Below are 24,914 nucleotides of genomic sequence, written 5' to 3'. Positions count from 1 at the left end.
TAGAGTAGCTCTTTTTCTCTGTAATAACCGTTTGATGCGCCACACTCTTATTCAAATAGATCAAAGCTTGTAAATCCGACTACAAATGAATGATTTAAGTTTAAAAAGGTTTAGCTAGCATCAAGTAAAGCACAACTAACGGTATTAAATTTGCTAGACTCCCACACACATCCCAGATCCTAGATGCTTTTTTATATGACGGTGTAAGCTGGCCTAAGCTGATAGACTTTTCACTTTCTTTAATCATTTTTCGTTGATTTGGGAGTAAAATAATCACCCAAAGTAGTCCTGTAAGAATGAATAAGCCTTGAGAGACTGTGACCCAGTTCCATTCCATCATCGCATATCCTGCCTGGAAAGCCATCAAGTTACCTGTAATAATAAGAAGTATAATACCAGGCAAGGTAAAAACATAATCTGCAAACATAACATTTTTTACTGCCTTATGAATATGTGCGATATCTTTTCCTCTTTCTGCTCTGATTTTCCAAAAAGCTGCTGTAATCACATTGCCAAGAAACATTACAGCTCCTAGGACATGTAAAAAAATGAGAATCTTCATTATTCCCTCTCCTTTATATCTTAAGTAGATGTATTCTGTAGATTTAAGTAGATGAATCCTGATCGAGAAGCTTCAATCCTTTTCTTAATGTGTCTGCCTGTGCTCGATGATAATCAATTCCGATCTGAATCGTAATCTCTTGAGTGACGGACATCTCTGATTTGATACGCTCATACTCCTCCTGTAACTCGGCTACGATGGTCTCGTTTTTTTTGATTCGTTCATTCATCCATTTGAGAACCGTTTCCTTACTTGCAAACTCCCCGAAAAATAGTCGCACACAAAGATCGGCTCGAATACTGTCATCTAACACTGGACTGTTCAGATATTCCTCAAACAGCTCTCTACCTGTTGAAGTAATTTCATACTCGTGCTTATTTGGCTTATCCTCTTGAATAATGGTGTGCTTGACAATACAGTTATCCTGCTCAAGCTTGGTTAAAGTAGGATATACACTCCCATAGCTAGCATCAAAAAAGTAGGTGAAATACTTTTCAAATTGCTTTTTCATGTCATAGCCAGACATAGATCTTTTGTATAAAAGCCCTAATACTACATACTTTGCTTGTAACTGCATTTCTTCCCCTCCCTCTAATTCTGTTTTTTACTACTGTATAACACCCACACTATAAAGATCGGCTGGAAAAATAAGCGGACCCATGAAAGAAACGTCGAACTCATGGCACCAGATATTTCTAAATCATTGATCGCTTTATGCACATTAGCTGGGAGTATCGCTACAAAGAAAAGAGCTACCAGGACTCCAGTCACCCTTCTTGTTCTTTCAAACAGTAAACCGATCGCAAAAACAATTTCTATCACTCCTGTTACATAGACAACAAATTCGGGAAACGGAACCCAGCTAGGTAAGATCATCATAAGCTCGGATTTTTTGTAAAAATGACTTAAACCAAAAAACACTAGAAAAAAAGCCATTGAATAATTAGCCAATTCTCGATTTGAGCGCTGAGTGTATCCCGCTCGCTTTAACAGAAACAGCACGGCAAAGCTGCCGATTAAGATCAATAAAGTAATCATATGTCCCTCCTGCATAAGGCCTTCATTTATATTAATTATATGTATATTAATACTATTAATATAATTACACTGAACAATATACTCTAGTAAAAACAAGCTGTCAAGAAAAACAAATGATTATCCCAATAAGCACAAAACTTAGCTTACTGTAGCTAACTTCTTGTACTTATAAAAATACCTTAAAGCTAATGACACCTTCTTTAACTATTCCTCTTCATTTTTAAGGGTAAATGACATAAAACCTAATCATTTGCTTTAATTTGATAAACTTAAAAGGTAGGTTGAAGCTTCAAGTTGATTAAGTATATTCCTACAAGAATCTAGCAATTACGTTATCCAAAATCGAAAGGAGATTTTTAGGAGTGAATAAAGAACAACTAAAAGAACAGAATCGGAACCGTACTGTTGCCCTTTTTGAGTGCGATTACAATACTTTTGATAACCATTTGGAATTTTATACAGCTTTAGGTTTTGAAATTATCTATTATCAAAAAGCTCCGTATCGCTTTGCTTCAGTCAATAAAGATGGAATTGGCGAATTCGGATTTCATGGTGTTAAAAACTTTAAGGAAAAGGGCAACAGAGGTGGCTGTTACATCTATGTACCGAATATACGAGAGGTTTTTGAAGAATTAAAAGCAAACCTTAAAGCTTTTTATGGAAAAATCCCCTCAAAGGGCACACCTCGATTCTCAAGGCTTAACCAAACAGCTGAAGACTGGAGAGTAAATATCACTGACCCTAGTGAAAACATGATTATCATTGGAGAAACGTTTGGGGATTCCACCACTCTTATGGAAGCAGAAGAGGAACGGGTAAAAGCCCTTGAATCTAGATTTGAGAGAGCCTACGCACAAGCGTACCGCTTCGCTTATTCAAAGGAGGACTTTTTAGCAGCTAGAAACACATTGGAAGTTGCCTTTCACAAGTTCGATAAAGATTTTTCTAATGCAATTTTATTCAAAGCCAAGGTTCTACAAGCAGATATTTTTGTTACTTTAGGGCAAAAGCATCAAGCTAAACAAGCTATACAGGAGGCAAAAGAAGTAGAACTGATGCCAGCTGAAAATGAATCTCTTACTGAATTTATCGAGCGACTTGAGGAAGTGAACGAACAAGTGAATACAAACTAAAGTTGTGAATGCTCCTGCTTACTTTTCATATATCCAATAACTCCACAGCCGTCTAATCCTGCCCCTAGCATAAAAGTTGATCTAGCAAAAAAAAATGGACGATACTCAGCCCACTCTCGTCCACTCCATTTTTTTTAATACTATTCAACCTCATTTGTTGAATCAAAGTCCTTAACAAAAAGCAAATAAAATTTGAAAATTAGGAATGACACATGGTCTTAAAAATGGATAGCAATACCCAATCACAAAACCAAAGAAGTTCGTAACGGGGAACATAAGGAAAACATCTCTTAGCGTAAACACTAAAGTCCACCTGTTATAACAGAAGCGTGGTAAACCTGGCTGTCCCCCTATGCTCGGGGTTATGACACCGAATTGAGCTAATTGAACGCCCTGCTGTAACGACTGGGGGCGTTGCTGAGTAAATGCTTGAAGCATCGTTGGATTGCTTTTCAACTGACTATAGAGCGTCAGCATTTCCTGAGGCGCTTGGCCAGCTGGACCTTGGTGCTGACTTAGAATACTAGTCACTTGTGCCTGTGAAAGCTGGCTAGGCTGCCCAGGAGTGCCCGGCATAGTTGGTGGTTGGCCTGGCTGAAAAAATGGACCACCCGGCTGCTGGCCTGGAAAAATTGAGCCACCTGGTTGCTGAAAAGGAGGACGTGGCTGTGTAGGCATTCCTGGCTGGAACTGAGAAAGAGGAAACACTCTCTCCTGATCATCCGCTGGATAAAACTCAGAATGGGAATAACTCATAACTCTTTCGCACCCTCTCATTATGTTGTACCTTCCCATTCTATGCGTGTGCCCTATCAGATGTGAGATTCAATACTTTTTAACAACGCAATTATAGCCCCTTGATGTAAGCCTTCATGATACAGAGTACGGGGAATAACTTCTCCAATTGTACTCATTTCTGCTTCTGTTACCTGCTGAAGAGGCTGATCTAGACGCTTAGCAAATTTGTTCACTAGACGCTCTGGTTGAATACGTAGTTCTTCCAGCAGCTCGTTCCAGCTTGGGGGTTCCGCTTCCCAAGTCGCAGGACTAGTTCCGAAACCAAAGAACGTTTTGTAATGTTCAGGGACGTCCATCTTATCGTCAATTAAATAGTGAAACCATACCTCCTGATCCAAAATGATATGACCTATGTTCCACTTAATAGAGTTTTTATAGCCCTGAGGGATTATATTTACTATTTTTTCATCAAGGTCGCTTACCATATCTATCGTATCGTTTCTTATATTTTTTACTAAATTCCACATCACATGATCCTGATAGTTCATCAGCCTTCACCCTTTCTTGGTATGTCGTAAAGAAAATAATACCCTACTTGTTAAACATATAATTGCTCAATAATAATAAGTTCTACACAGATTAATGGCTTTCCTTTGTCCATATTTATCAATTTTACTCTATTCAATAGCTATTAATCATAAACTGGATATTGCTACAGAAATAAACTAGAATAAAAATGACTTCGTTGAGCTTAGTGGATGTATAGGATATGAAAATCAAACAATATCTATGCCATCCTTCCCTAAAGAAAAATTCTACTAGATATTTAAACAACGCCAAAAAGTAAGGAGCCTTGTATGCTAGAAAATAACAGTAAATGTGATCAGCAAACTTTTATAAAGAATCTTGAAGAGCTATCCAATTTAGCATGGCCTTCTCTGCAAACTAAACTTTATGATGGCTGGTTCCTTCGTTTCTCAAAGGGCTATACGAAAAGAGCTAATTCTATTCACCCTCTATCCCCTTCTACCTTAGAGCTTCAAGAAAAAATAGCAGCTTGCGAGGAGCTATATCAGGAGAAAGGAATGGACGTTGTCTATAAAATGACTGCCACTGCTTTTCCCAAACAGCTTGATCATGAGCTAGAAGTAAGAGGTTATACAGCTGAGGGGCACACTAGTGTTCAGACTCTGGATTTCAGTAGGTTTGAAGGGCAACTCGAAAAGGAAACTATTGGTGAGAATAACATTATTATTCTTGATACTATATCAGAGGACTGGCTAAATGATTACTGCACTTTAAATACTGTTTCGGAAAAAAATAAAGAAATCATGAGGTGCATGCTTGGGCAAATCTCCAGTTCTACCTTCTACGTTACTTTGGTTCATGAGCAGCAAACAGTTGCATGTGGACTTGGAGTATTGGAAGGAGATTACATAGGGCTTTTTGATATCGTAACTGCATCCAAGTTTCGGAAACAAGGATTTGGCAAAAGGCTGGTCTCAGCTCTATTACAAGCTGGAGAACAGCATGGTGCTAAGCACGCCTATCTTCAGGTGGTAAAAGAGAATGAGCCTGCGGTACACTTATATGCTAGCTTCGGGTTCAAAGAAGCCTATCAATACTGGTATAGAATTAAGCCTTCTACCTAACAAAACGATAGGCACACTTTTGTGGACTCTAATTGCCATAACGTGTGCCTATCTTTTTTTTTACAGTCTAAGAATTTATAAAATTTGATACAATGATTTCTTCAAGTTTTATAAATTCTGGCTGCATGTAAAAGCTTCCTCTAATGATGAACTAGACGACTTCTTCGAGGGGGCTTCGATAGAAGCTTTTCTTACTTCCTCTTCAGTATTCTTAATTTACTAATCAAAACATTTCAATACTCCATTCATATAACTGTGACGTTAAGCCGTGACACTCCGTCTATTGATTGAAGCACTAACAGAAAGGAAGGTGGGCAGTTGTCAGCACGAAAACAAGAAGAAGTGACAGAATGGTATAACGAATATAGCGATGCCATCTTTAAATTCATTTTAATGATGACTCATGATTATCAACAGGCTGAGGATTTGACACACGAAACCTTTATTAAGGCGTATCGTTTTCATGATTCTTTTAATAGAAACTCAAGCCCAAAAACATGGCTATATAAAATTGCCCATAACGTAACCATTGACGCACTTCGCATGCGTAAACCAATCCTATTTATTAAAACGATTCTTCAATTGATTGACCCAAATCCATTACCAGAGGAAGTGGTCCAAATTAAAGAGGAATCTAGAGAGCTGTATGACGCCCTTAAAAGGTTGAAGGAATCCTATCGCGAAGTCGTTATCCTACGGAAAATAAAAGGGTTTTCTACTAAAGAAACAGCCGAAATCTTACATTGGTCTGAAAGCAAAGTAAAAATGACTCTTTCCAGAGCGATTCTTGCTTTAGAAAAACAGCTTATGAGGGAGGGCTATGTCAATGAAAAAACAGTCTGATTCCTTAATGGAAGACACTCCATTTAGAGAGCTGGATCAAAACATTGTCTGGAATCAAGAACAAAAGCAACGCACAGGAAATCGATTAATAGCCAACATGAACAAACTAGATCGAAAAATGAAAGTGTTGAGATTTGCCAAAGCTTCTTCAGGTGTAGTAGCTGTTCTTTTACTACTTTTTATCGGCTATAGAATTGTCATGCATGAAGACCTATTAAACTTGGAGGGGAATCGGACGGTAGATCCAGTTGATCAACAGGCTCCTCAGCTACCCTTAGAGCCCGAAATAGATGTTGAGATCGAAGAAGCACCAGAGGTACAATACTATGGTCTTAATTCAGAAACCGAAGATTATCGAACAGTCGGTTTAACTGATGGAAGCGTCAGTTATTTTATTCCTGTTCAAATAAGAGATATAGATGAGGAGACACGGCAAATGCTTCATTTCTCGATGAATGAACAAGTTCGTGAGCAGCTTTATGAAGAATATGATTTATCCCCTACTCTCGGTAGACATCTCTTACAACGCTCTGAAATGGTCGATAATCATTTGCACCTCTATTTTTCTGAAAGTGACCTGAACAATATTCGCGGTTCAACAGGAGTGGCCATGGGACTTTTCAATATTTCCACCTACGCAAGCTACTTTAACGACAGTGTTGAACGATATACCGTATATGGAGATGGAGAGCCCTTTTATTCTTTTGGTGAAGATTTTAATTGGGATAATAAAGAGGTCAATCGAACAGCTTCCTATTTTCCTGTACGAACAGCTAAAGGCATCTTTCTCAGTCAGTTCTATCCATCATATACGGAAATAGAAGAAGTTTTTGACTTGTTTCTAAGTAAGCATGAAGATTTAATAAACTCAGCTGCTGACTTCAGTATGCTTACCCTGCAAAAATTTGAGCAGCATGGGAATAGAGTAGAAATTGAGCTTAGTGGTGAGCTTTTAACAAGTGAAGCCAATATGAACATCCAGCCTGAGAGCTTAAAGCTATTACTTGCTCATGGCTTAGGAGCCAATGTGCGGGGAAATCAACAGTTCTTTGACCAGCAAATTGAAGAGGCGAGCATTCATTTAAATGGTGAAACCCTATTTGACGGTGACCTGTCGTCAATTCAAATCAATGTGTTGGAAAATCTTAATCTAGAATCGATAACAAATAATTCGGAAGATAGTACCAAAGCTGAGATTATGGAGAAGGCAAATGTAGCTCTTGATTTCTTGTATCAAGTAGCCATAGTAAGAGATGTGCATTCTCCATAGCCTATTTGCCTTAAACATTGAAGGGCATTTTGTTCTCTATTGTTCAGAACAGAATGCCCTTCTTGTTTTTTTTATGCTTTATTTTCTTTACATAGTTTCTTCACAAAACGCTCCAAGCGATTACAACCATCTTCTAATACGTCCATCCCGTACGCATAGGACAAGCGAATATATCCCTCACCATAGCTTGAGAAAGCATCTCCTGGCACAACCGCAAGTCCTTCCTGCTCTAAAAGCTGTAAAGCAAACTCGTTAGAGGACAAACCAAATTTCTGGATGGAAGGAAAGAGATAAAAAGCTCCTTGAGGCTTAACTACATCAATCCCCATATTCACTAAGCGCTCGTGGACATAAGCAAGCCTTTCTTCATAAACCTCTCTCATTTCGTGGGCATCATCTTTTCCATTAGTCAGCGCTTCTATCGCTGCATATTGAGTAATGGAATTGGCACAGCTAACGTTGTATTGATGTACCTTAAGCATTTCCTTAGCTAAATAGGCAGGAGCAAAGGCGAATCCCAAGCGCCAGCCCGTCATGGAGTGTGATTTAGATAGACCATTTATGACAATCGCCTTTTCTCTAAGCTTTGGAAGCAAGGCAATAGAATGGTGCTGTTGTCCATAAACTAGTTCACTATAAATTTCATCTGAAATGACAAAAATCTCATGTTTACTGAGTACTTCAGCTAGCCCTTTAATCTCATCTGCCGATAACACACAACCTGTAGGATTTGAAGGGTAAGGTAAAATGACACAGCGCGTTTTATCCGAAATTTTTGCCGCTAGTCTTTCAGGGGTAAGCTTGAAATCAGTATCTGTTGTATCAACATAAACTGGTATCGCTCCACAAAGCTTAATAATTGGTTCATATCCCGGATAGACAGGACCCGGTAAAATGACTTCCACTCCCGGTTCAAGGATCGTCCGAAGTGTAATATCAATCGCTTGACTAGCCCCAACAGTAGTAATGACCTCTGTATTTGGATCATATTGTAGCCCATACTTTTGCTGTAAAAAATCAGAAGCCGCTCTTCTAAGCTCAGGAAGACCTGCATTTGGTGTATACGTTGTTCGATTCTGATCAATCGCAAGCTTCCCTGCCTCTTTAATAGGCTCAGGTGTTGGAAAATCTGGTTGACCAATTGTCAGTTGAATGGCATCAGGATAGTTAGAGACGAGTGTAAAAAATTTACGTATCCCCGAGATTTCAATATCTTTAACAAGTGGGTTTATCAAGTGCTCCATATTATCTACTCCCTTGTCCCTTTCCACTCCAAGTAATTCGTCATCACTTGAAGGGCAGATTCTATCGCTTCTTCTTGGGGCTCTAGCTTCGAATGATGAAGCCCGTACGGTGTATCCACTCCTAGCCAGAACATAAAGCCTGGTATATCTCGCAGGAAGTAGCCAAAATCCTCCCCGGCCATTGTTTCTGGACAGGTTAATAGCTGGATTTTCGCATGGTTTTTCTCAACATAGTCCATAAATTCGCGTGTCAAAGGTACATCATTGTACACCTGACAGTAGTTACAGCCGTAATCAATCTCCGCTTCACATTGAAACCCCGTCTCTATTCCCTTCACTAAGGCCTCAATCCGCTCTTTAACCACAGCCATTGACTCCATAGATAGTGTGCGAATTGTCCCTTCAACCCTAGCTTTCTCAGCTATAATATTCTGTTTTGTCCCACTCTCAATTTTTCCAACGGTCACGACAGCAGAATCTAGCGGGTTAATATTGCGTGCTACAATACTCTGTAGCTGGGTCACAAAATGACTAGCGGCTACTACCATGTCATGTGTTAAGTGTGGATAAGCAGCATGTCCGCCTTTACCCTTAAAGTCTACAAAAAGCTCAGAAGTATTGGCAAAAAACACAGCTTCTCTAGTGGCTATCGTTCCAACAGGGTATTGAGGTGCAATGTGTAAAGCAAGAATCATGTCAGGCTTCCAGGCACATAGTTCTTCACTCTCAAGCATTGGCTGCGCTCCTCCGGGCCCCTCCTCTGCTGGCTGAAAGATGAAAAGCAGATGATCATCCACTGGACTGTGGGCAAAGTGTGTCAGAAGCCCCAATCCAATCGCCATATGTAGATCATGACCACACGCATGCATCATCCCCGGATGCTTAGAAGCAAACGAGTAGCTGGTTTCCTCTTCAATAGGAAGTCCGTCCATATCTGCTCGATACGCAATTGTTTTTTGGGGATTCCTTCCTTTTACTCTAACTAATATTCCAGTTCTCCATGTCTGTATTTCAATATTCTCCTGTGGTAAGCCTTGGATATAGCTAAGTAAGTAAGCCTGTGTTTTATGTTCTTCAAAGCCAAGCTCAGGTATTTGGTGAAGCTCCCTACGTATTTGGACAAATGGATTCATGAGCTAAGCTCCTTTCTAAATTAAATAGATAAAAGCCCACTCAACAACAGACGCTAACCTTCCGCACTCTGGTTGAATGGACTTATCCCACTCTATCAGACTAAGCGATTACTCAGCATTCAGCTGACGAAGCTCGTGCTTAATCTCTGTTTTAGATTTTGTTTTCTCGTCGATTGTTTTAATGATTCTAGCTGGTGTTCCAGCCACAACCACATTTTCAGGTACATCTTCGATAACAATAGCTCCAGCAGCTACTACAGAGCCTTTTCCTACGCGAACTCCCTCTAAAATAACAGCGTTAGCTCCAACCACAACGTCATCCTCTACAATAACAGGTGTAGCAGATGGCGGCTCAATCACTCCAGCGATTACGGCTCCCGCTCCAATGTGACAATTTTTACCGATCGTTCCACGTCCACCAACAACGGCGTTCATGTCAATCATCGTACCTTCTCCAATGACCGCTCCAATGTTGATGCTTGCACCCATCATAATAACAGCGTTATTTCCAATTTCGACCTGCTCCCTAATAAAAGCACCTGGTTCAATACGTGCATGAATATGCTTCATGTCTAACAAAGGAATCGCTGAGTTACGGCGATCGTTCTCTACGACGTAGTCCTCAATTTTATCTTGATTTTCTTTGATTGCTGCCTCAATATCCTTCCACTCACCGAATAATACTCCAGTATCTCCAGTAATAAAGCTTTTTGTCTCATCACCAAAGTGAATTCCGTCAAGCTTTCCTTTTATATGTACCTTTACAGGTGTCTTTTTTACACTGTTTTGGATAAAAGAAATAATTTCGTTTGCATCCATCATTTTCATTATTCAATTCCTCCTGAGCTACGAGTTTTAAAACATCCTAAGCCTCATTATAACAGGCGCACACGAAAATACAAAATCATAAAACCAATACACCGACAGGAAATGAATAACACGACCTAGAAGTAACATAGGAATGAGATTATGAAGGAGAAGGTGACATAATGATTTACTCTATTCAAGGTAAAAATCCTAGCATTCATTCAAGCGTATATCTAGCACCCGGATCTAGAATAATTGGAGACGTGCATATAGCCGCAGATTCTAGTATTTGGTTTAATGCCGTCTTAAGGGGAGATGAAGGGGCCATCCGAATTGGGCAAAGATCAAATATCCAAGATAATAGTACTTGTCATTTATACGCAGGATATCCTTTAATGATTGGTAATGACGTAACGGTTGGACATAATGTTATTGTTCATGGCTGTAGAATCGGGAATAACTGCTTAATTGGCATGGGCTCTATTCTTTTAGATGATGTTGAAATAGGAGAAAATTGTTTGATCGCAGCTCATACCTTAATACCACCAGGTAAAAAAATTCCGCCAAACTCCTTTGTGATGGGAAGCCCGGGGAAGATAGTAAGAGAGGTTACAGAAAAGGATTTAGCCATGATCAAAGAAGCGTCACAGGTTTACGTAGAAAATGGTAAAAAATTTAGGGCGGAGGAAGCAGCTCAAAAAGCTTCGGAATAAAAAGTCTATGGTCTATAATTCTACATGTGCTTGTATTTATGAGATAACACAAAGCTGATCATAGTCTACGATTAATTCAAAAGGAGATGTCTTTTATGAGTGATACTTTAGATCAGAAGCACAAGCTAACCAAACAAACTACAGATAGTTTGCTAGAGGTCATGATTCTAAGAGATGTTAGAGTACCTATGAGAGATGGGCTGACTCTATCAACAGATGTGTATCGACCTAAGTTAAGCGGAGAATATCCAGCTATTGTTGTTCGTACTCCATATGGCAAAACAAGTAGGGTTATTCATGAAATGGGTACATATTTTGCTGCCCGTGGCTACGTCGTGCTCTATCAGGATGTGCGCGGGCGTGGAGATTCAGATGGCGAATTTATCCCTTATCGTAGTGAAGGAAAGGATGGGTATGATTGTATCGAATGGGCTGCCGAGCAGGACTGGTGTACAGGAGCAGTAGGTACGTTAGGTGGCTCCTATCTAGGACGTATCCAATGGCTGACTGCTTTACAAAAGCCGCCACATCTTAAGACAATGATATCTGTCGTAACCCCATCCGATCCTTTTGTGGAATGGCCAACTGGTGTACCGACACCACACCATTTATGCTGGCTGTATATGGTTGGCGGACGAGTGATGCAAAATGTAGATGTAGTAGATTGGGAGAGAATCTATAGCCACCTCCCGCTCATGACGATGGATGAGCTAACAGGGAAATCGTTTAAGCACTGGCGAGAGGAGCTTTCCCATACGTATCTCGATGAGTGGTGGAAGGAAATAAGCTATCAGAATCAATTTGATAGGATTAACCTACCCGCGTTGCACATTTCAGGCTGGTATGATGATGAGCAGGTTGGAACCCCATTAAACTATTATGGGATGCGTACTCAAGGGGCTAGCGAACACGCCAGAAACAATCAAAAGCTATTAATGGGACCGTGGACTCACCAAATAAATACATCAGCAAAAATCGGTGACTTAGATTTTGGTCCAGATGCCTTAATTGACCTAAAAGGGTATCAGCTAAGGTGGTTTAATCACTGGCTGAAGCAAGAGAATAATGGTATCGTTGATGAGGCTCCCGTACGATTATTCGTCATGGGGGATAATGAATGGAGAGATGAAGAGGATTGGCCTCTCCCTCAAACACAGTGGACAAAATACTATATTCATAGTGAAGGTAGCGCTAATAGCCGATTTGGTGATGGCAAGCTATCTACAACTGTCCCTAGCGTTATCCATACGGATGCTTCTGTGGCACAGGATAAAAATCATTTTTCAAGTAGCTTTGATACGAATATTAGCCCATCTTCTGATAAGGGGAAAAGCTTTGATCAGTACACGTATGATCCTGCTAATCCAGTACCCTTTATTACTGATATGGTGTCCTCTCAAATTGGTGGACCAGACGATTATTCAGCCATTGAAAGAAGAGATGATGTGCTTGTCTATACCACAGACGTTTTAGAGGAGGATGTTGAAGTAACAGGTCCGATTAAAATGGAGCTATTCGCTTCTTCTACAGCTAAAGATACTGATTTTATGGTTAAGCTATTAGATGTTTGGCCCAGTGGATATGTTCAACGATTAACGGACGGCATGGTGCGTGCCCGATTTAGAGAGGGAATGGCTAAACCTAAGCTAATTGAACCAAATAAAATCTACTCCTATGAAGTAGATTGCTGGAATACGTGTCATGTGTTTAAAAAAGGGCATCAAATCAGGATTGAGATTGCCTCAAGTGCTTTTCCTAAGTACGATCGCAACCTTAATACAGGGGAAGATTTAGCTCAATCATCTACCATGGTTAAAGCTAAACAGACGATTTATCACGATTCTACTTATACGTCTGCCGTTGTACTTCCTATAATTCCAAGAAAGTAAAGGAATCTCTTATTTGAAGCTATTATTTGAAGCTGTCTATCTAAGAAATTGATGCAAAGTATAGGCTGAAAAAATACTCTGCTTAGGGACAGCTTTCTCTGTTTTCTCTGCGTCTCCAACTAATCCCCATCTGTAACGGTCATATAAGAGGCTGTCGATTAACTGTGTATGAATTAAAATTTCAAAACGTCTCGAACTGCCCCCTAAGCATCAAGTATACTAGAGGTATACTAAGTGCTGGGGGTTTTTGCTATGAAGAATCGTGTCCGATACAAAGAATTTGAGCAGATTTCGTTTGCAGATATGATGGTCTATTCCAAATTGCCTGAGCATCCGTTTTGGAGCCTTCTGGAGAAGAAGATCGATTTTACTTTTGCTGATGAACTGTGCTCGGTTCTTTACAGCCCTAAGGGTCAACGACCCTATGCACCTTCCCTGAAACTCAAAGTCCATTTGGTCCAAACCTATAGCGACCTATCTGACCGGCAAACTGAGGAGAAGATCATGAGTGACTTGTTCATCAAGCGCTTCTTGGGTTTGCCAGTTGACTTCTTTGGTTTTGATCATAGCACGATCGGGCTGGATCGCTCACGCATGGGAGCCACCATGTTCAAAGCCTGCCACTTTTACATCCTGGCTCAAATGCGTTGTCATGGTTTGTGGGGCGACCACAACGAACAGTGGATCATCGATTCTTTCGCCGCTAACGTGCCTTGGGCTCAACCCAGTGCTTACCGCTTGATTCAACAAGCAATGATTAGTATTTTCCAGCATCTCAAACGTAGTCACCGCGGGTTCTACCAGTTCGCCTGTTCCTCCGTTGTTTCTGACACCATGTACACGCGGTTCCCTCGAAATGCTTCGGATGCCGAAGCGATGTTGGCGTTTAGTAAGCTCGTTGCCCAGGCCTACGGCCTGCTCCAGTGGTTTCAACTGGAGGAGGCCCACACTCTGTTTGTTCAAGAGCTCAAAGAAGGCACGCGCCGCACGTCAGAACAGCTGCAACAAACCTTGCTACAAATCCTAGAGCAAAACAGTCGCCTGCTGCCACCTGATGATGATCCTTCAGACCATGCCTCGGACATCAAGAATAGGGAGACTGACGATGAGGTGACATTCGAGAAAATCCCTCGTGCCCAGCGTCCTAAAGATCGGGTGATGAGCACTATCGACCCGGACGCTCGGGTCGGTAAGAAAAACAAGTCGACGGTCATCAAAGGCTACAAAGTGCAAAACTTGTGTACCGCAAGTGGTGTGATCTTAAATATGGCTGTCATCCCTGCCAACGAGCATGACCGAGAAGCGATGATTCCGATGATTCGTGATGTGCAGGGTTTCTTGTACCAGACTCCAACGGCCGTGTTGGGGGATGCGCTGTATGGTCATGGGAAGCAACGTGCTCAATTGGCTCAAGGGGGAATTTCTGTCGTGGCCCCTGTGCCTCCGGCAAACAATCCCACTCAACTCTATGATGCCTCCGAGTTTCAATATGACCCAGAAGAAGATCACTATCTCTGCCCGGGAGGGCAGATCAGTCAACAAAAACGACGCATTTCGCAAAAGGAAGGATGGCAATATTATTTTGCCAACAGGGACTGTCAGACCTGCGGTCTGCGTGAAGCGTGCACCACGTCCAAGGATGCAAGGCGTGTGTTTCGAAGTGATTTCCAGGTGCTGTATGAAAAGCTAGGTCCTACAATGAGACAGAGGAAGGAAAGGCAGACTTTCGGCAACGACTAATCGTCGAGCGGAAGAATCAGGAACTTAAAAATGACACGGGCTTAGGAAAGCCACGGACAAGGAGCAAAGGGGCCTTGTCCGTGAAGAGCTATCTGTCTGCCATTGTCGTCAATGCCAAACACATGATAAGGAGCTTATTCGCCCCGAAGCCTGGGTTTACTCGCCGTCAGATGGCGACGTAAAACAACCACAATCACCGTTACCCCTACCATGTGTTTCCCACGAATTTCAGTGCAAATTCTCCCAAATAATCATAGAACATCAGAGAAAACAATTTTTATCTACAATTTGTAGACAGCCTCATCTTCGACCCTTAGAATAAGAATTCATTCATTTTGGTTTCATTATCACCGCTAAGATGCAATTTTGACCGTTAAAAATTGCATCAGTCAAAAAAATACTTCTAAGGTGCAATTTTGTCCGTTAGAATTTACCTTCGTGCTCTGCACCATCTGACCCCTGATTACCTTTGTAAAGGGTTAACAATTCCATAATAAACAATATCCTCATATGAATCATTTTTATATACATGATCCTTTAGAGTACCTTCGTATGTCATTCCACACTTTTTCATGATTTCACCAGATGCAGGATTTGATTTAAAATAACGAGCATATACTCGATGATACTTCTTTTCCTTAAAGACAAATTCTAACATAGCTTTAGCTGCTTCTGTCCCGTATCCTTTACCCCAATGTTCTTCTCCTATCCAGTAAGCCATTTCACCATTTCGGTGTTGTTTTTGGTTGGAGATAGCTATAGCCCCAAACAACTTTCCACTATTTTTGTCTGTTACTGCTAGTTCATACATCCGATCTTGATTAAAGTTCTCCTCATGATTAGCAATCCACGAAAGCGCACTATCTATTGGGTAAGGGTAAGGTAAATTCAATGTGCTTTTATATATATTGTAATTATTGCACATGGTGCTAACATCTTTTGCATCCGATTCCCTAAATAATCGTAACCGTAATCGATCTGTTTCTATTGTTTTCTCTGCCTCACAATAAATCATTATAATCCCCCTCTAATAACCAATTCATGATTAATTACTCAACATCCTCCGGATTGGAAATAGACCCCATAAACAAAATTGTATCAGTCTGCTCCTCTATGATAAAGAAGAGAAAAGGCCTATCGACAGTCATAGTAATCTGATCTAAAGGAAGGGAGGTAGGCATGGCGACCGACGTAGAGGCAGCTGCTTCTGTTCCTTTTTCATCTGTCCTAATGTACGTTTTGTGCTTTACTTCATCGATCCAAATACCGCCACTGTCAAGCATTTTAGAAAAGTCTGCTTCAGTACCGAAAGCTTTGCTCATTCCCATACTTTGTAAAGCTTCATTTAATTGAAGCTCATACTCTAGCTCAAAGCGTGGGATAGATAGATTTACTTGCTGTGGTGTATAGCCCTCTAGTATGACATTCCACTCCTCCGTTGTATTCTCCGAAGAAGAGAACAATCTCTGACTAACCTCATTTACACTATGACCCTCTTGTGGTAATAGAATATGCATATTAAAAAGCTGCTCCCCATAAGAAATTTTCACAGCTTGAAGCTGGTCATTTTCATAATAGGCAAAGCTACCTGATCTCGCCATCATCGGATGCTGCTTCGTTGTCCCATCAGATAAATGGAACGTTTTATTTTGCGTCATACCTTCTTCAAAGGGTATAGTCCAACTCCCTAGAAAGTAAACAGTATTTAATAGCACCAAAGTGGTCTGAGGATCAAGTCTATCCACTATTTGTTCTATTTTATTATTCGTTCCTTCTCTAACCCATTTGTTTATTCTTTCTACACTCTCATTAATAGTAAAGTCTAGCTCCGTGATATCAGCTCCGTAATACTCCGTCATCCTTCCCACAAAGTCTTCTTGAAGCTCTATTCCTTCTGCTGTCCAAAGGGACTCGTTAATATTTATCTCCACCTGTTCATCTGCATGTGCTAATACATTTTTTAACACTTTAAATGCCTCGTTAATCTCATCAATAGAATAGCCTTGTAGGTGTAAAGCCAGCTCCATTTCAGACTTTGTTTCACCGTCTGCCCCGTTATACGTTAAAGCTAATGCAAGAGCAATGCTTAATGGAGAAATAATGACATTCTGCTCCTCTTCGTTTAGATCCATAATTGTTTGATAAAGTCTGTGACTAAATACTGACTGAGCCTGAGTAAACTCTAAATTGACATCCTCTACCTCATACATAGGCTCCTCCTCCATACCAAAGAAGCTTCTTATAGAATCTAGTAATCCCGTGGTAAAGCTTTGCTCAAGATCCTCATCAGCGGCATATTCTTGATGTCCGCAGGCCGTTAGAATAACTAATGATAGAACTGTCATAATAACGATAAACCTTTTCGTATACCTCATCATCTCACCCTTTATATGTGTGTTTCTTTTATCATTGATTAGGAAAAATCCTTTTTAATAGTATACCCACTTATTATTCCTAAGAAATCAGATTCGCTTATATATTAAACGCTAAAGAACGTTCCATTGTTTCATTAGTTGATATACTCATTATTGCAGAAAAAAGGAAAAATAAAAAGGAAGCTGGAAAAGGAATGTAGAATGTAGTAGTGATGGATGATAGAAAAAGCATACAAAGGAGAATTGACATGGCTGCTATTTTAAATCAAGTGGGTACGATCTTTATTCCGGTAAGCGATATTGAAAGAGCACGAGATTGGTATTGTAAGATACTACAGCTTCCCATTGATAGAGAGATACTACATGGTCACTTATATGTATTACCTATGAACGGAACAGGAATTGTCTTGGATAGTAAAATTTATGCAGAAGAACACGTCTTTAAAGCTCCCCTTTTTCATTTTAATACTAATAATGTTAAGGAAGCCTATGAATATATGAAAAGTAAAGATGTTAAATTGCTCACAGAAATTGAGCATGACCATTGGTTTAATTTTCAAGATCCTGACGGAAATGTGATGATGGTTTGTCACTGCTAATGACAAACCACTCTTTTAAGGTTACCTAGATTTCACTAGTTGACATCAAGATGTCATTGAATGTAATCGGCTTGCTGGTCAATACGATTATTTAATAAAAGTAGTGACCAGCTCCGTAAAAACATTAGAAAGCTTTATTGATCTATCTATGGAATATGGAAAACCGTCATCCTTAATCAGTCTTTCTTCTCCCGTAGAGAATAATAAATTGAATTGTAACGCTTAGCGGTTCCGCTCCGCTCTTGCGAACAGGATAGATCCTATGACCGAAAATACGAGAAAGAACCCTGCCATTACAAACAAATTAGTGAATGGATGATGGAGGACAATCAGGTCGTATTCTGGTTGTCCTCTATAAAATACAGCTCTAGCCAAATCAATGCAATAAGTCATAGGCATTATTTTCGCCAAAAATCCAAGAATACCCTCTGATTGAGCAATCGGGATGATCGCTCCGGAAAGAAGCAATTGAGGCATTACGAGGAGCATCGATCCAGCATCTGCTGTTTTGCTATCACGAACAAAACCAATAAAGAAAATCCCTAATGAAGCTCCAACTAGACCTATTACCGGGGTTAACAGCAGCAGCCAAATAAGATTGATTCCTCCAAGCGGAATTTGCAGGACTAGGGCTACAACAAGAATACCAGCCAAGCCAATGAAGTTCATCACCCCTGAGCCTATCATTTTACCAAGGATGATGGAGTACCTAGAAATTGGGGAAACATATAGCTCCTGTGTCATATTTTTGTCCCGCTCTTCGATTAACGTACTCATCCCACTAATCGTTTCCATGAATATACTGTTCACCATCATGCCTATCATCACAAACTGTAAATAATGAAAGCCTATTCCCCCACCCAAATTTTGAGCCAAGCTTCCTCCCAGAATTCCAAGAAAAAGAATGGGGAAGACAAGGCTTACTATGAAGGGAACTGGACTCCTGAAGGCTCTGGAAAATTCCCTAAAAGCAATGGCTACGATGGCATTAAGCTCCCTTGCCGCTATCGACATTCTGTTCTCCCTCCTTATCCTTACGAACCATTAAATGCATATAAGCTTCCTCTAGCGTTGGTTGCATCACATTAAGCTTTGTCAGTGGTGTATTAATTTGAGAGAGTAAAAGCTGAGGCGTTTGTTGCTGATACTTTACTTTAAATCCATTAGATATTTCCATAAACTCTACCTTGAATTCAGATAATTCAGACTTTAATGCACATCGATCATCCGCATCAAGCTCCATGCTTCGTTCAAGCATCAGTATCCTCTTCATTTCATTTGGACTTCCAGACATGGCAATTTTACCTCGATGTATCATACATACCGTATCTGCATCCTCAGCTTCAGCTAAGTAATGTGTTGTCAGAAAGAGGGTTACATTCTCTTCTCTACGCACTTTCTGCATATGCTCCCAAAAAGAGCGACGGCTACTTGCATCTAATCCCTGAGTCGGTTCATCTAAAAACAATACGCGGGGCTGATGCATCAGACTGCGTACAATCTCTACCTTGCGTTTCATTCCTCCAGAAAAGGTCTTCAGCTTTTTAAAAAGTGAATCGTGAATACCCATCATTTCAGCTAAACTCTCAATACGCTGCTTATACTCGGTAGGCATTAGCCGATAAAATGGGCGGTAGCCATATATACCGTATAAGCTAACATGTAGTCTGATATTCTCCTCGAAGGTCAATTCTAAATCAACACTATGATTCTGAAACAGGATACCAATACATTCACGAACCTGCTTTGCTTCTCTCTCTACGTCATGACCAACAATAGTCACCGTTCCCTCTGTTTTAGATAGAATCGTCGTTAAAATAGATATTGTCGTTGTTTTCCCAGCCCCATTCGGTCCTAAAAAAGCGAAAAACTCACCAGCATTGACCTCAAAGCTGATATCGTCTACAGCATTTTCCTCACCCTTGTGGTATCGTTTAACTAAACGATCTACTTTAATTACTGGCTCCATTCCATGCCCTCCTTCGTCATATTTATGCTAGTCGGCAAAGTTCACAGCACAAGCATACAGATAGTAACTTAAGCCTGTTTGCTGTTCTTCCAGCATATCTTTGTGAAACTCATCTGTTAGAAAATACCAAGCAGACTCTACGAACGTTTTTGCATCTACACTCATAACGTTATCGTTAATATAGGCGATATGGTCAGTTAAAAGCTGCTTAATCCTTTCATCCTCCACACTCCAGCCTTCTCTTAACGCAAAAGCCATTTTACTCATAAACTCTTGAGCTTCCTTTGCTGTCTCCTCCAAGTCTTCAACATCAACATCATCCAATGAAATCTCATACTGATACTCTTCCTTCAAATACTCATTTTGCTCCTGTAGCTGTTCTTGCCACTGCTCCTTTTGTAAGCCTTTAAACATATTCTTTTCATCCATTTCTTTTCCACTCTCCTCAAACTCAATCGTTTCACCAATCGTGTCTACTATAAGGTTAATTCGTTCTCTATTTTTCTCCATCAGTATTTTCTGTTCAACTAAAACAGTTAAACGATGTCCTTTTTCACTTAGTAGCTTTTGGATATCCTCCAATGAAAAATCTAGCTCACGATAAAATAAAATATGTTGTAGCCTTTGTAGTTCCTCTTTCCCGTATAACCGATATCCAGCCTCTGTAATCTCTTTGGGTTCTAGCAAGCCAACCTTATGATAGTGATGAAGGGTTTTTACCGTAATACCTGTCAAATTAGCTACTTGTTTCACTGTTAGCATACTGAACTCACCTCCTTGTTACTAAAGAATAAACTCTTACCTAAGGTAAGAGTCAAACGTTTTTACTTTTTTATTTTTCATACCGTGGAAGGATAAGCCGAATATCAAGTAGATCGCCCTGTAAAACTGCTTCCGTCTTACCACCCATTTGCTCAACCAGCAGCTTTACAATGGAAAGACCTAGTCCAGATGTTTGGCTTCTTGCTTGATCAGCCGTATAGAAGCGATCAAATAAACGCTCCACATCTATTTTAGAATCTTTTTTTATAGGGTTTTGGAACGAGATCATGGCATGTTCCTTAGCGGAAATTTTGACAGTTACATCCCCACCCGCGTGTGCTATACAATTACTGATTAAATTTTGCATGACCCTCGCTAGTTTTTCTTTATCAGCTAAGGCAAAAACAGGGGGGCTCTCTTCAAAGGAAACAGAAAGCCCTTTTTTTTCAAAGACAGCAATCGACTCAACGAGACATTCCGCTGTAAAGTTCGTTAGATTAATTGGCTCTATTGTCTGCTGCGATTCTTTACTTAGTAAATAGGAATACTCAAAAAATTGCCGAATCAATCGTTCCAAGTCATTCACATGCTTTTGAGCTGTATTTAGTTTATTTCGTTGGTCAAGTGTAAGATCACCCTTTTCTAGCAACTGCTGATAGCCTTTAATCGCTGCTAGTGGAGTCCGTAAGTCATGGGATATATTAGCGATCAACTCTTTAAAGTTTTTTTCTTCACGCATGCCTTGAAGGCGGAGATTTTCCTCCACCTTCAAGCACTTATTTATATTAATCGCTAAATCATTTAAGCGTTTATTAAACAAATCAATACTGACGATTTGACGAGTACGCTCCGTTAACCGTTTATCTAACTGACGATTCATGTGAACAAGCTGTCGTTGGAGATTGTATAAATAAAAACCAAGTACCACGATAATAAAGCTCAATACACCAACAATAACTGCCACTTGTCTCACTATCCCTTCTTTTAGTTAATCTCAGATTTCTTAAATCCTACATAGGTAAGGGTTAAAATAATAGCTATAAACACAAGACTAATCGTGATCCCTTTGAAAAAAACGCCTACCTCTGCATCTAATGTCAGTAAAGTAAGGTCAAAGCCATACGGAGTAAATGCTAGAATCTTTTCTACCATAGGGACGCTGTCTCCTAATGAACGGAGTTGACCACTAAGTATACTGACACCGTAGCCAATTAATATAACGAGCACTGTTTTTCTTAAAACAAAGGCAATCCACACCGCTATACTTAACTGTCCAGCATAAACGATAATAACCGTTAAAAAGATAGCAATCATTTTTAAAACCTCTAATGCAGTTACCTCTATTCCTGTTGAAGTGGCTAATAGATTCAAAAATGCTGATGGCACCAAAACAGCATACGAATGATCGGTAGTAAATATAGCCATACTTGTGATCAAAGCATAGGGTAAGATCATAAGGGCAACTAGAATGAAGTAAACCATGGTCTTACCAGCAATTAGGGTGCCTCTGCTAGAACCAGTTGAAATCGCGTCATGAATCGTTTTGTTTTTAAAGTCACCCACGATGAAAATACCAGCTATGATTGAGCCAATTAGGGACATCATTTGAAGATCAGAGAAAAGGGCACCTAATCCTCCTAATTCCTGCCCTGCATCGCCTTGTGCTACTGAATATGAAATCATTGTCATGAGAATAGCAGAAATAAATAAAATACCTATTAAAATCTTAATGGACCATAACTTACTAAGTTTAAATAAATCCGCACGCATTAAATTATTCATTTTCAGCACCCCCTACCACTGAAATGAAGTAATCCTCAAGCGTATCTCCTTCAACGGAAAAGTTCGTTACAGCAAGACCATGTTTAAATAGGGTTTGAGCCACTTTTTCTTTTTCACTAAGATAATCAAAAACCTTCACCGTATTGTCTGGCATCACTTTATAGTTTGTGGTTTGTAGCTCCATTTCTAAAACACTTGTTAGTTTCTCAGGCTGATCACATGTAATAGACAAATGCTGACTACAGCGCTCATCTAGCTCCTTGCGTGAAAGAGTTTGCTTTATTTCTCCGTGATGGATAAAGATATAATCAGTAGCCACATGGTAAAGCTCAGGCAAATTGTGACTAGAAATAAGAATAGTGATCTGTTTTTCTTCACATAGTTTTTTTAGTAGGTTTCTGATGTCAATAACCCCTAGCGGATCTAACCCGTTTATGGGCTCATCTAAGATAAGAAACTCAGGGCTGTTAAGTAAAGCAATGGCAATCCCCAATCGCTGTTTCATACCTAAAGAGAAGTTCTTAGCCTTCTTTTTTTTCGTATCGTTTAGCCCAACCAGTGTTAATAGTTCTTGCTCAACCTCTTTATTTGGCACTCCTCGTAAAATTCTGTGCATCCTCATATTTTCGCTTGCACTCAGATTAAGGTCGAGGCTAGGATATTCAATCATGCACCCTACTCTTTTCCGTTCAGCCTGTAGGGCTTGCTTGTTAGAATGACCGAATAGCTCTAAGCTTCCGCTTGTAGGGAAGCTTAGACCAGCCACTAGCTTCATGAATGTACTTTTCCCAGCCCCGTTCCGTCCAACTAGTCCATAGATTTTTCCGGCTTCTAAGGCAACAGATACGTCACTTAATGATTTTGTGTCTTTATAGCTTTTTGATAGTCTATTTGTTTTCAACACGTATTTGGCCATTATTTTCACCTGTCCTTTCTGTTTTCAAGTTTACTTCCCATAGGTTTAGAAAGGGTTTAGAGAAAACAAGCCAAAGGTAAAGAAAACGATAAGTTTATAGCTTAATCTTTATATAGACGATATCCCATGCCCCATACTGTTTCTATGTAATCCTCTTCAGGACTTACTTTTTTTAGTTTATTACGCAGGTTACTAACATGGGTTTTAATCACGTTGTCATCTCCAAAATAGTCCTCCTGCCAAACAGATTCATATAAATTCGCTTTGCTAAAGACCTTACCTTTGGACTTCAGCAACAGCTCCAAAATCATATATTCTTTGGCTGTCAGTTCAAGCTCTGTTGTATGTACAGTTACACTTTTCGTTTCAGCGTTAAGCGTTAGACTTTTATAACCATACAATTGATTTTGATCCAATTGATTTCCTTGTATATATTGAGAGCGTCGTATATTAGAAGCTACTCTAGCAACAACCTCATCTAAGTCAAATGGCTTGGTAATATAATCATCTGCTCCCAGCTTCAATAGATCCACTTTTGTGCCCACAAGATCCTTGGCCGAGATCATGATTACGGGAACTGTAGAATTGGTTCTGAGTTGCTTTAGAACTTCATCACCACTTTTATAAGGTAGCATAATATCTAGCAATATTAAGTCATAAGGATTTTTTTCTAATTCCTTTAAAGCGTCTGTACCCGTATATGCAGAGGTTACCTGATAATCAGCTAGCTCTAAGGCTTCTTTTAATGCCAGATTTAAGTCCTCGTTATCTTCAACAACTAATATTGAGTTCAAAACTTCTCTCCCCCTCCAATGTTTCAGTGAAAGTTATAATGTATGCACTCTATGAAATGATCTCTTCCATACCTTTAATGATCTCATCTGGGCTGTCGATGAGTGGGCAATGTCCGCATTCCTTCAGTATTCTTAGCGAAGCATTAGGTAAAAAGTGTACGGTATCTTGAACCGCCTTTAATTTTACAATAGGATCCTGCTCTCCCCAAAAACTTAACACAGGGACAACGATCTGTTTTATGTAACCATTGCCATGTATATATCCATTATGCTCCATTGATAAGTTAAAATGAGCAAGTGCCCAATAAACATCTACTAAATTTCTTTGCTTTAATGTTTCATTAACAAGTGTTTCATTTTTAGTAGGGGAAGGCTTCTGATTCGTATAAATTCCCACATTCCACATTGAACTTATGGTTTGAAAATCATTCTTTTGTATAGCTTGGGCGGGGATAAAAACCTCAGGATCAAGAGCCATTTCTTCTTTGCTAGTATAGTAACCCTCAGTTATTTCACCATTTTTATTTTTTCTTAATAAAGGATCTCCCTTTAGTCCAACTGAGCTTAAGAGAATGATTTCCTTTACCACATTAGGATGATCAACACATAACTGAAGGCATACTGGACCACCAGCAGACCAACCAACTAAACTCACCTTATTTAATTGCATTTTATTTATGAATGCATAAACGTCTTTTGCTAAATCACTGACTGACTCAATGGGTGTATGATATGTACTGTCACCAAATCCTCTCAAATCGAGAGCATAGCATGTATATTTTTCTTGATTTATTCCCCCAAGTAACGATGAAAAATGATCGCTTGAGCACATATTTCCGTGGATAAAAATGATAACCTTATCTCCATGACCTTTTTCCTGGTAAGCGATGGTCTCCCCGTTATCTAAACGTAGTCTTTTTTTATGTCCCATTTACCTTCTCTCCTCAAAAGAAGT

General features: G+C 39.8%; 26 protein-coding genes and 1 pseudogene. 9 read left to right on the top strand and 18 right to left on the bottom strand.

The genetic code is table 11. The annotated features are described in order from the left end of the window. Window positions 1-100: 100 nt before the first annotated feature. The 3 genes from J2S11_RS12975 to J2S11_RS12965 are packed head-to-tail and all read right to left on the bottom strand — an operon-like array spanning window position 101 to window position 1,600. Window positions 101-562, bottom strand: a complete 462-nt coding sequence (locus J2S11_RS12975) for a DUF2269 domain-containing protein (RefSeq protein WP_307395192.1) — start codon at window positions 560-562, stop codon at window positions 101-103. A gap of 43 nt (window positions 563-605) precedes the next feature. Next, the gene (locus J2S11_RS12970; protein ID WP_307395190.1) at window positions 606-1,139 is read right to left on the bottom strand and encodes a PadR family transcriptional regulator; all 534 of its coding nucleotides are present in this window, start codon (window positions 1,137-1,139) and stop codon (window positions 606-608) included. A gap of 14 nt (window positions 1,140-1,153) precedes the next feature. Then, window positions 1,154-1,600 (bottom strand): DoxX family protein, encoded by a 447-nt coding sequence (locus tag J2S11_RS12965; RefSeq protein WP_307395188.1) that lies wholly within the window; start codon window positions 1,598-1,600, stop codon window positions 1,154-1,156. A 362-nt stretch (window positions 1,601-1,962) separates the two neighbouring features. Here J2S11_RS12965 and J2S11_RS12960 point away from each other — a divergent pair, with 362 nt between their 5' ends. After that, entirely contained in the window at window positions 1,963-2,733 is a 771-nt protein-coding gene (locus tag J2S11_RS12960; RefSeq protein WP_307395186.1) for a VOC family protein, read from the top strand. Window positions 2,734-2,904: 171 nt separating this feature from the next. Here the strand turns inward: J2S11_RS12960 and J2S11_RS12955 are convergent, their stop codons facing one another. Continuing rightward, the gene (locus J2S11_RS12955; RefSeq protein ID WP_307395184.1) at window positions 2,905-3,489 is read right to left on the bottom strand and encodes a hypothetical protein; all 585 of its coding nucleotides are present in this window, start codon (window positions 3,487-3,489) and stop codon (window positions 2,905-2,907) included. Window positions 3,490-3,545: 56 nt separating this feature from the next. Continuing rightward, the gene (locus J2S11_RS12950; protein WP_307395182.1) at window positions 3,546-4,019 is read right to left on the bottom strand and encodes a DinB family protein; all 474 of its coding nucleotides are present in this window, start codon (window positions 4,017-4,019) and stop codon (window positions 3,546-3,548) included. A gap of 309 nt (window positions 4,020-4,328) precedes the next feature. Here J2S11_RS12950 and J2S11_RS12945 point away from each other — a divergent pair, with 309 nt between their 5' ends. From J2S11_RS12945 to J2S11_RS12935, 3 genes are all read left to right on the top strand, one after another. Next, window positions 4,329-5,123, top strand: a complete 795-nt coding sequence (locus tag J2S11_RS12945) for a GNAT family N-acetyltransferase (RefSeq protein WP_307395180.1) — start codon at window positions 4,329-4,331, stop codon at window positions 5,121-5,123. Window positions 5,124-5,441: 318 nt separating this feature from the next. Further along, a complete protein-coding gene (locus J2S11_RS12940; protein ID WP_307395178.1) occupies window positions 5,442-5,966 on the top strand; it encodes an RNA polymerase sigma factor in 525 nt (174 codons plus the stop codon). Beyond that, a complete protein-coding gene (locus tag J2S11_RS12935) occupies window positions 5,950-7,236 on the top strand; it encodes a hypothetical protein (RefSeq protein WP_307395176.1) in 1,287 nt (428 codons plus the stop codon). Before J2S11_RS12940 ends, J2S11_RS12935 begins: the two co-directional genes overlap by 17 nt. A gap of 71 nt (window positions 7,237-7,307) precedes the next feature. Here J2S11_RS12935 and J2S11_RS12930 read toward each other — a convergent pair whose 3' ends face one another. The 3 genes from J2S11_RS12930 to dapD all read right to left on the bottom strand — a co-directional run bounded on the left by J2S11_RS12930 (window position 7,308) and on the right by dapD (window position 10,441). Continuing rightward, entirely contained in the window at window positions 7,308-8,480 is a 1,173-nt protein-coding gene (locus J2S11_RS12930; protein ID WP_307395174.1) for an aminotransferase A, read from the bottom strand. A gap of 5 nt (window positions 8,481-8,485) precedes the next feature. Continuing rightward, a complete protein-coding gene (locus J2S11_RS12925) occupies window positions 8,486-9,613 on the bottom strand; it encodes an N-acetyldiaminopimelate deacetylase (protein WP_307395172.1) in 1,128 nt (375 codons plus the stop codon). 108 nt (window positions 9,614-9,721) lie between these two features. Continuing rightward, on the bottom strand, window positions 9,722-10,441 hold the full coding sequence (gene dapD, locus J2S11_RS12920) for a 2,3,4,5-tetrahydropyridine-2,6-dicarboxylate N-acetyltransferase (protein ID WP_307395170.1): 720 nt from the start codon (window positions 10,439-10,441) through the stop codon (window positions 9,722-9,724). A gap of 161 nt (window positions 10,442-10,602) precedes the next feature. On the opposite strand from dapD, the gene J2S11_RS12915 reads away from it, so the two are divergent. The 3 genes from J2S11_RS12915 (at window position 10,603) to J2S11_RS12905 (ending at window position 14,762) form a co-directional block, all read left to right on the top strand. Further along, the gene (locus J2S11_RS12915) at window positions 10,603-11,133 is read left to right on the top strand and encodes a gamma carbonic anhydrase family protein (RefSeq protein WP_307395169.1); all 531 of its coding nucleotides are present in this window, start codon (window positions 10,603-10,605) and stop codon (window positions 11,131-11,133) included. 95 nt (window positions 11,134-11,228) lie between these two features. Then, window positions 11,229-13,022: a CocE/NonD family hydrolase gene (locus tag J2S11_RS12910; RefSeq protein WP_307395168.1), complete on the top strand. Its 1,794-nt coding sequence runs from the start codon at window positions 11,229-11,231 to the stop codon at window positions 13,020-13,022. A gap of 252 nt (window positions 13,023-13,274) precedes the next feature. Then, entirely contained in the window at window positions 13,275-14,762 is a 1,488-nt protein-coding gene (locus tag J2S11_RS12905) for a transposase (protein WP_307395166.1), read from the top strand. Between the two features lie 463 nt (window positions 14,763-15,225). Here J2S11_RS12905 and J2S11_RS12900 read toward each other — a convergent pair whose 3' ends face one another. Further along, window positions 15,226-15,777, bottom strand: a complete 552-nt coding sequence (locus J2S11_RS12900; RefSeq protein ID WP_307395164.1) for a GNAT family N-acetyltransferase — start codon at window positions 15,775-15,777, stop codon at window positions 15,226-15,228. A 34-nt stretch (window positions 15,778-15,811) separates the two neighbouring features. Then, window positions 15,812-17,137: a serpin family protein gene (locus J2S11_RS12895; protein WP_307395162.1), complete on the bottom strand. Its 1,326-nt coding sequence runs from the start codon at window positions 17,135-17,137 to the stop codon at window positions 15,812-15,814. Between the two features lie 248 nt (window positions 17,138-17,385). Here J2S11_RS12895 and J2S11_RS12890 point away from each other — a divergent pair, with 248 nt between their 5' ends. Both J2S11_RS12890 and J2S11_RS12885 read left to right on the top strand, forming a co-directional pair. After that, window positions 17,386-17,736 carry a VOC family protein gene (locus J2S11_RS12890; protein ID WP_307395160.1) on the top strand — a complete coding sequence of 117 codons (351 nt, stop codon included), beginning with the start codon at window positions 17,386-17,388 and terminating at the stop codon, window positions 17,734-17,736. 43 nt (window positions 17,737-17,779) lie between these two features. Next, window positions 17,780-17,962 (top strand): annotated as a pseudogene (locus J2S11_RS12885) (Lrp/AsnC ligand binding domain-containing protein); the annotation flags it as partial. Here the strand turns inward: J2S11_RS12885 and J2S11_RS12880 are convergent. The 8 genes from J2S11_RS12880 to phaZ all read right to left on the bottom strand — a co-directional run bounded on the left by J2S11_RS12880 (window position 17,959) and on the right by phaZ (window position 24,890). After that, window positions 17,959-18,750, bottom strand: coding sequence for an ABC transporter permease (locus tag J2S11_RS12880; protein ID WP_307395158.1), 792 nt, complete (start codon window positions 18,748-18,750; stop codon window positions 17,959-17,961). The pseudogene J2S11_RS12885 and the gene J2S11_RS12880 overlap by 4 nt on opposite strands. Further along, a complete protein-coding gene (locus J2S11_RS12875) occupies window positions 18,725-19,705 on the bottom strand; it encodes an ATP-binding cassette domain-containing protein (RefSeq protein WP_307395156.1) in 981 nt (326 codons plus the stop codon). Before J2S11_RS12875 ends, J2S11_RS12880 begins: the two co-directional genes overlap by 26 nt. A gap of 27 nt (window positions 19,706-19,732) precedes the next feature. After that, entirely contained in the window at window positions 19,733-20,467 is a 735-nt protein-coding gene (locus J2S11_RS12870; protein ID WP_307395155.1) for a MerR family transcriptional regulator, read from the bottom strand. Between the two features lie 70 nt (window positions 20,468-20,537). Beyond that, the gene (locus tag J2S11_RS12865) at window positions 20,538-21,440 is read right to left on the bottom strand and encodes a sensor histidine kinase (RefSeq protein WP_307395154.1); all 903 of its coding nucleotides are present in this window, start codon (window positions 21,438-21,440) and stop codon (window positions 20,538-20,540) included. 11 nt (window positions 21,441-21,451) lie between these two features. Then, on the bottom strand, window positions 21,452-22,249 hold the full coding sequence (locus tag J2S11_RS12860) for an ABC transporter permease (RefSeq protein ID WP_307395152.1): 798 nt from the start codon (window positions 22,247-22,249) through the stop codon (window positions 21,452-21,454). Then, on the bottom strand, window positions 22,242-23,165 hold the full coding sequence (locus J2S11_RS12855) for an ABC transporter ATP-binding protein (protein ID WP_307395150.1): 924 nt from the start codon (window positions 23,163-23,165) through the stop codon (window positions 22,242-22,244). The genes J2S11_RS12860 and J2S11_RS12855 overlap by 8 nt, the downstream gene beginning before the upstream one ends. A gap of 101 nt (window positions 23,166-23,266) precedes the next feature. After that, a complete protein-coding gene (locus J2S11_RS12850; protein WP_307395148.1) occupies window positions 23,267-23,959 on the bottom strand; it encodes a response regulator transcription factor in 693 nt (230 codons plus the stop codon). Window positions 23,960-24,008: 49 nt separating this feature from the next. Next, window positions 24,009-24,890 carry an intracellular short-chain-length polyhydroxyalkanoate depolymerase gene (gene phaZ / locus J2S11_RS12845; RefSeq protein ID WP_307395146.1) on the bottom strand — a complete coding sequence of 294 codons (882 nt, stop codon included), beginning with the start codon at window positions 24,888-24,890 and terminating at the stop codon, window positions 24,009-24,011. Window positions 24,891-24,914 lie beyond the last annotated feature (24 nt).

It is taken from the genome of Bacillus horti (assembly GCF_030813115.1).
Classification (GTDB): Bacteria; Bacillota; Bacilli; order Caldalkalibacillales; family JCM-10596; genus Bacillus_CH; species Bacillus_CH horti.
Note: the sequence above shows the minus strand (reverse complement) of the source record. Positions and strands in the feature narration are given on the sequence as shown.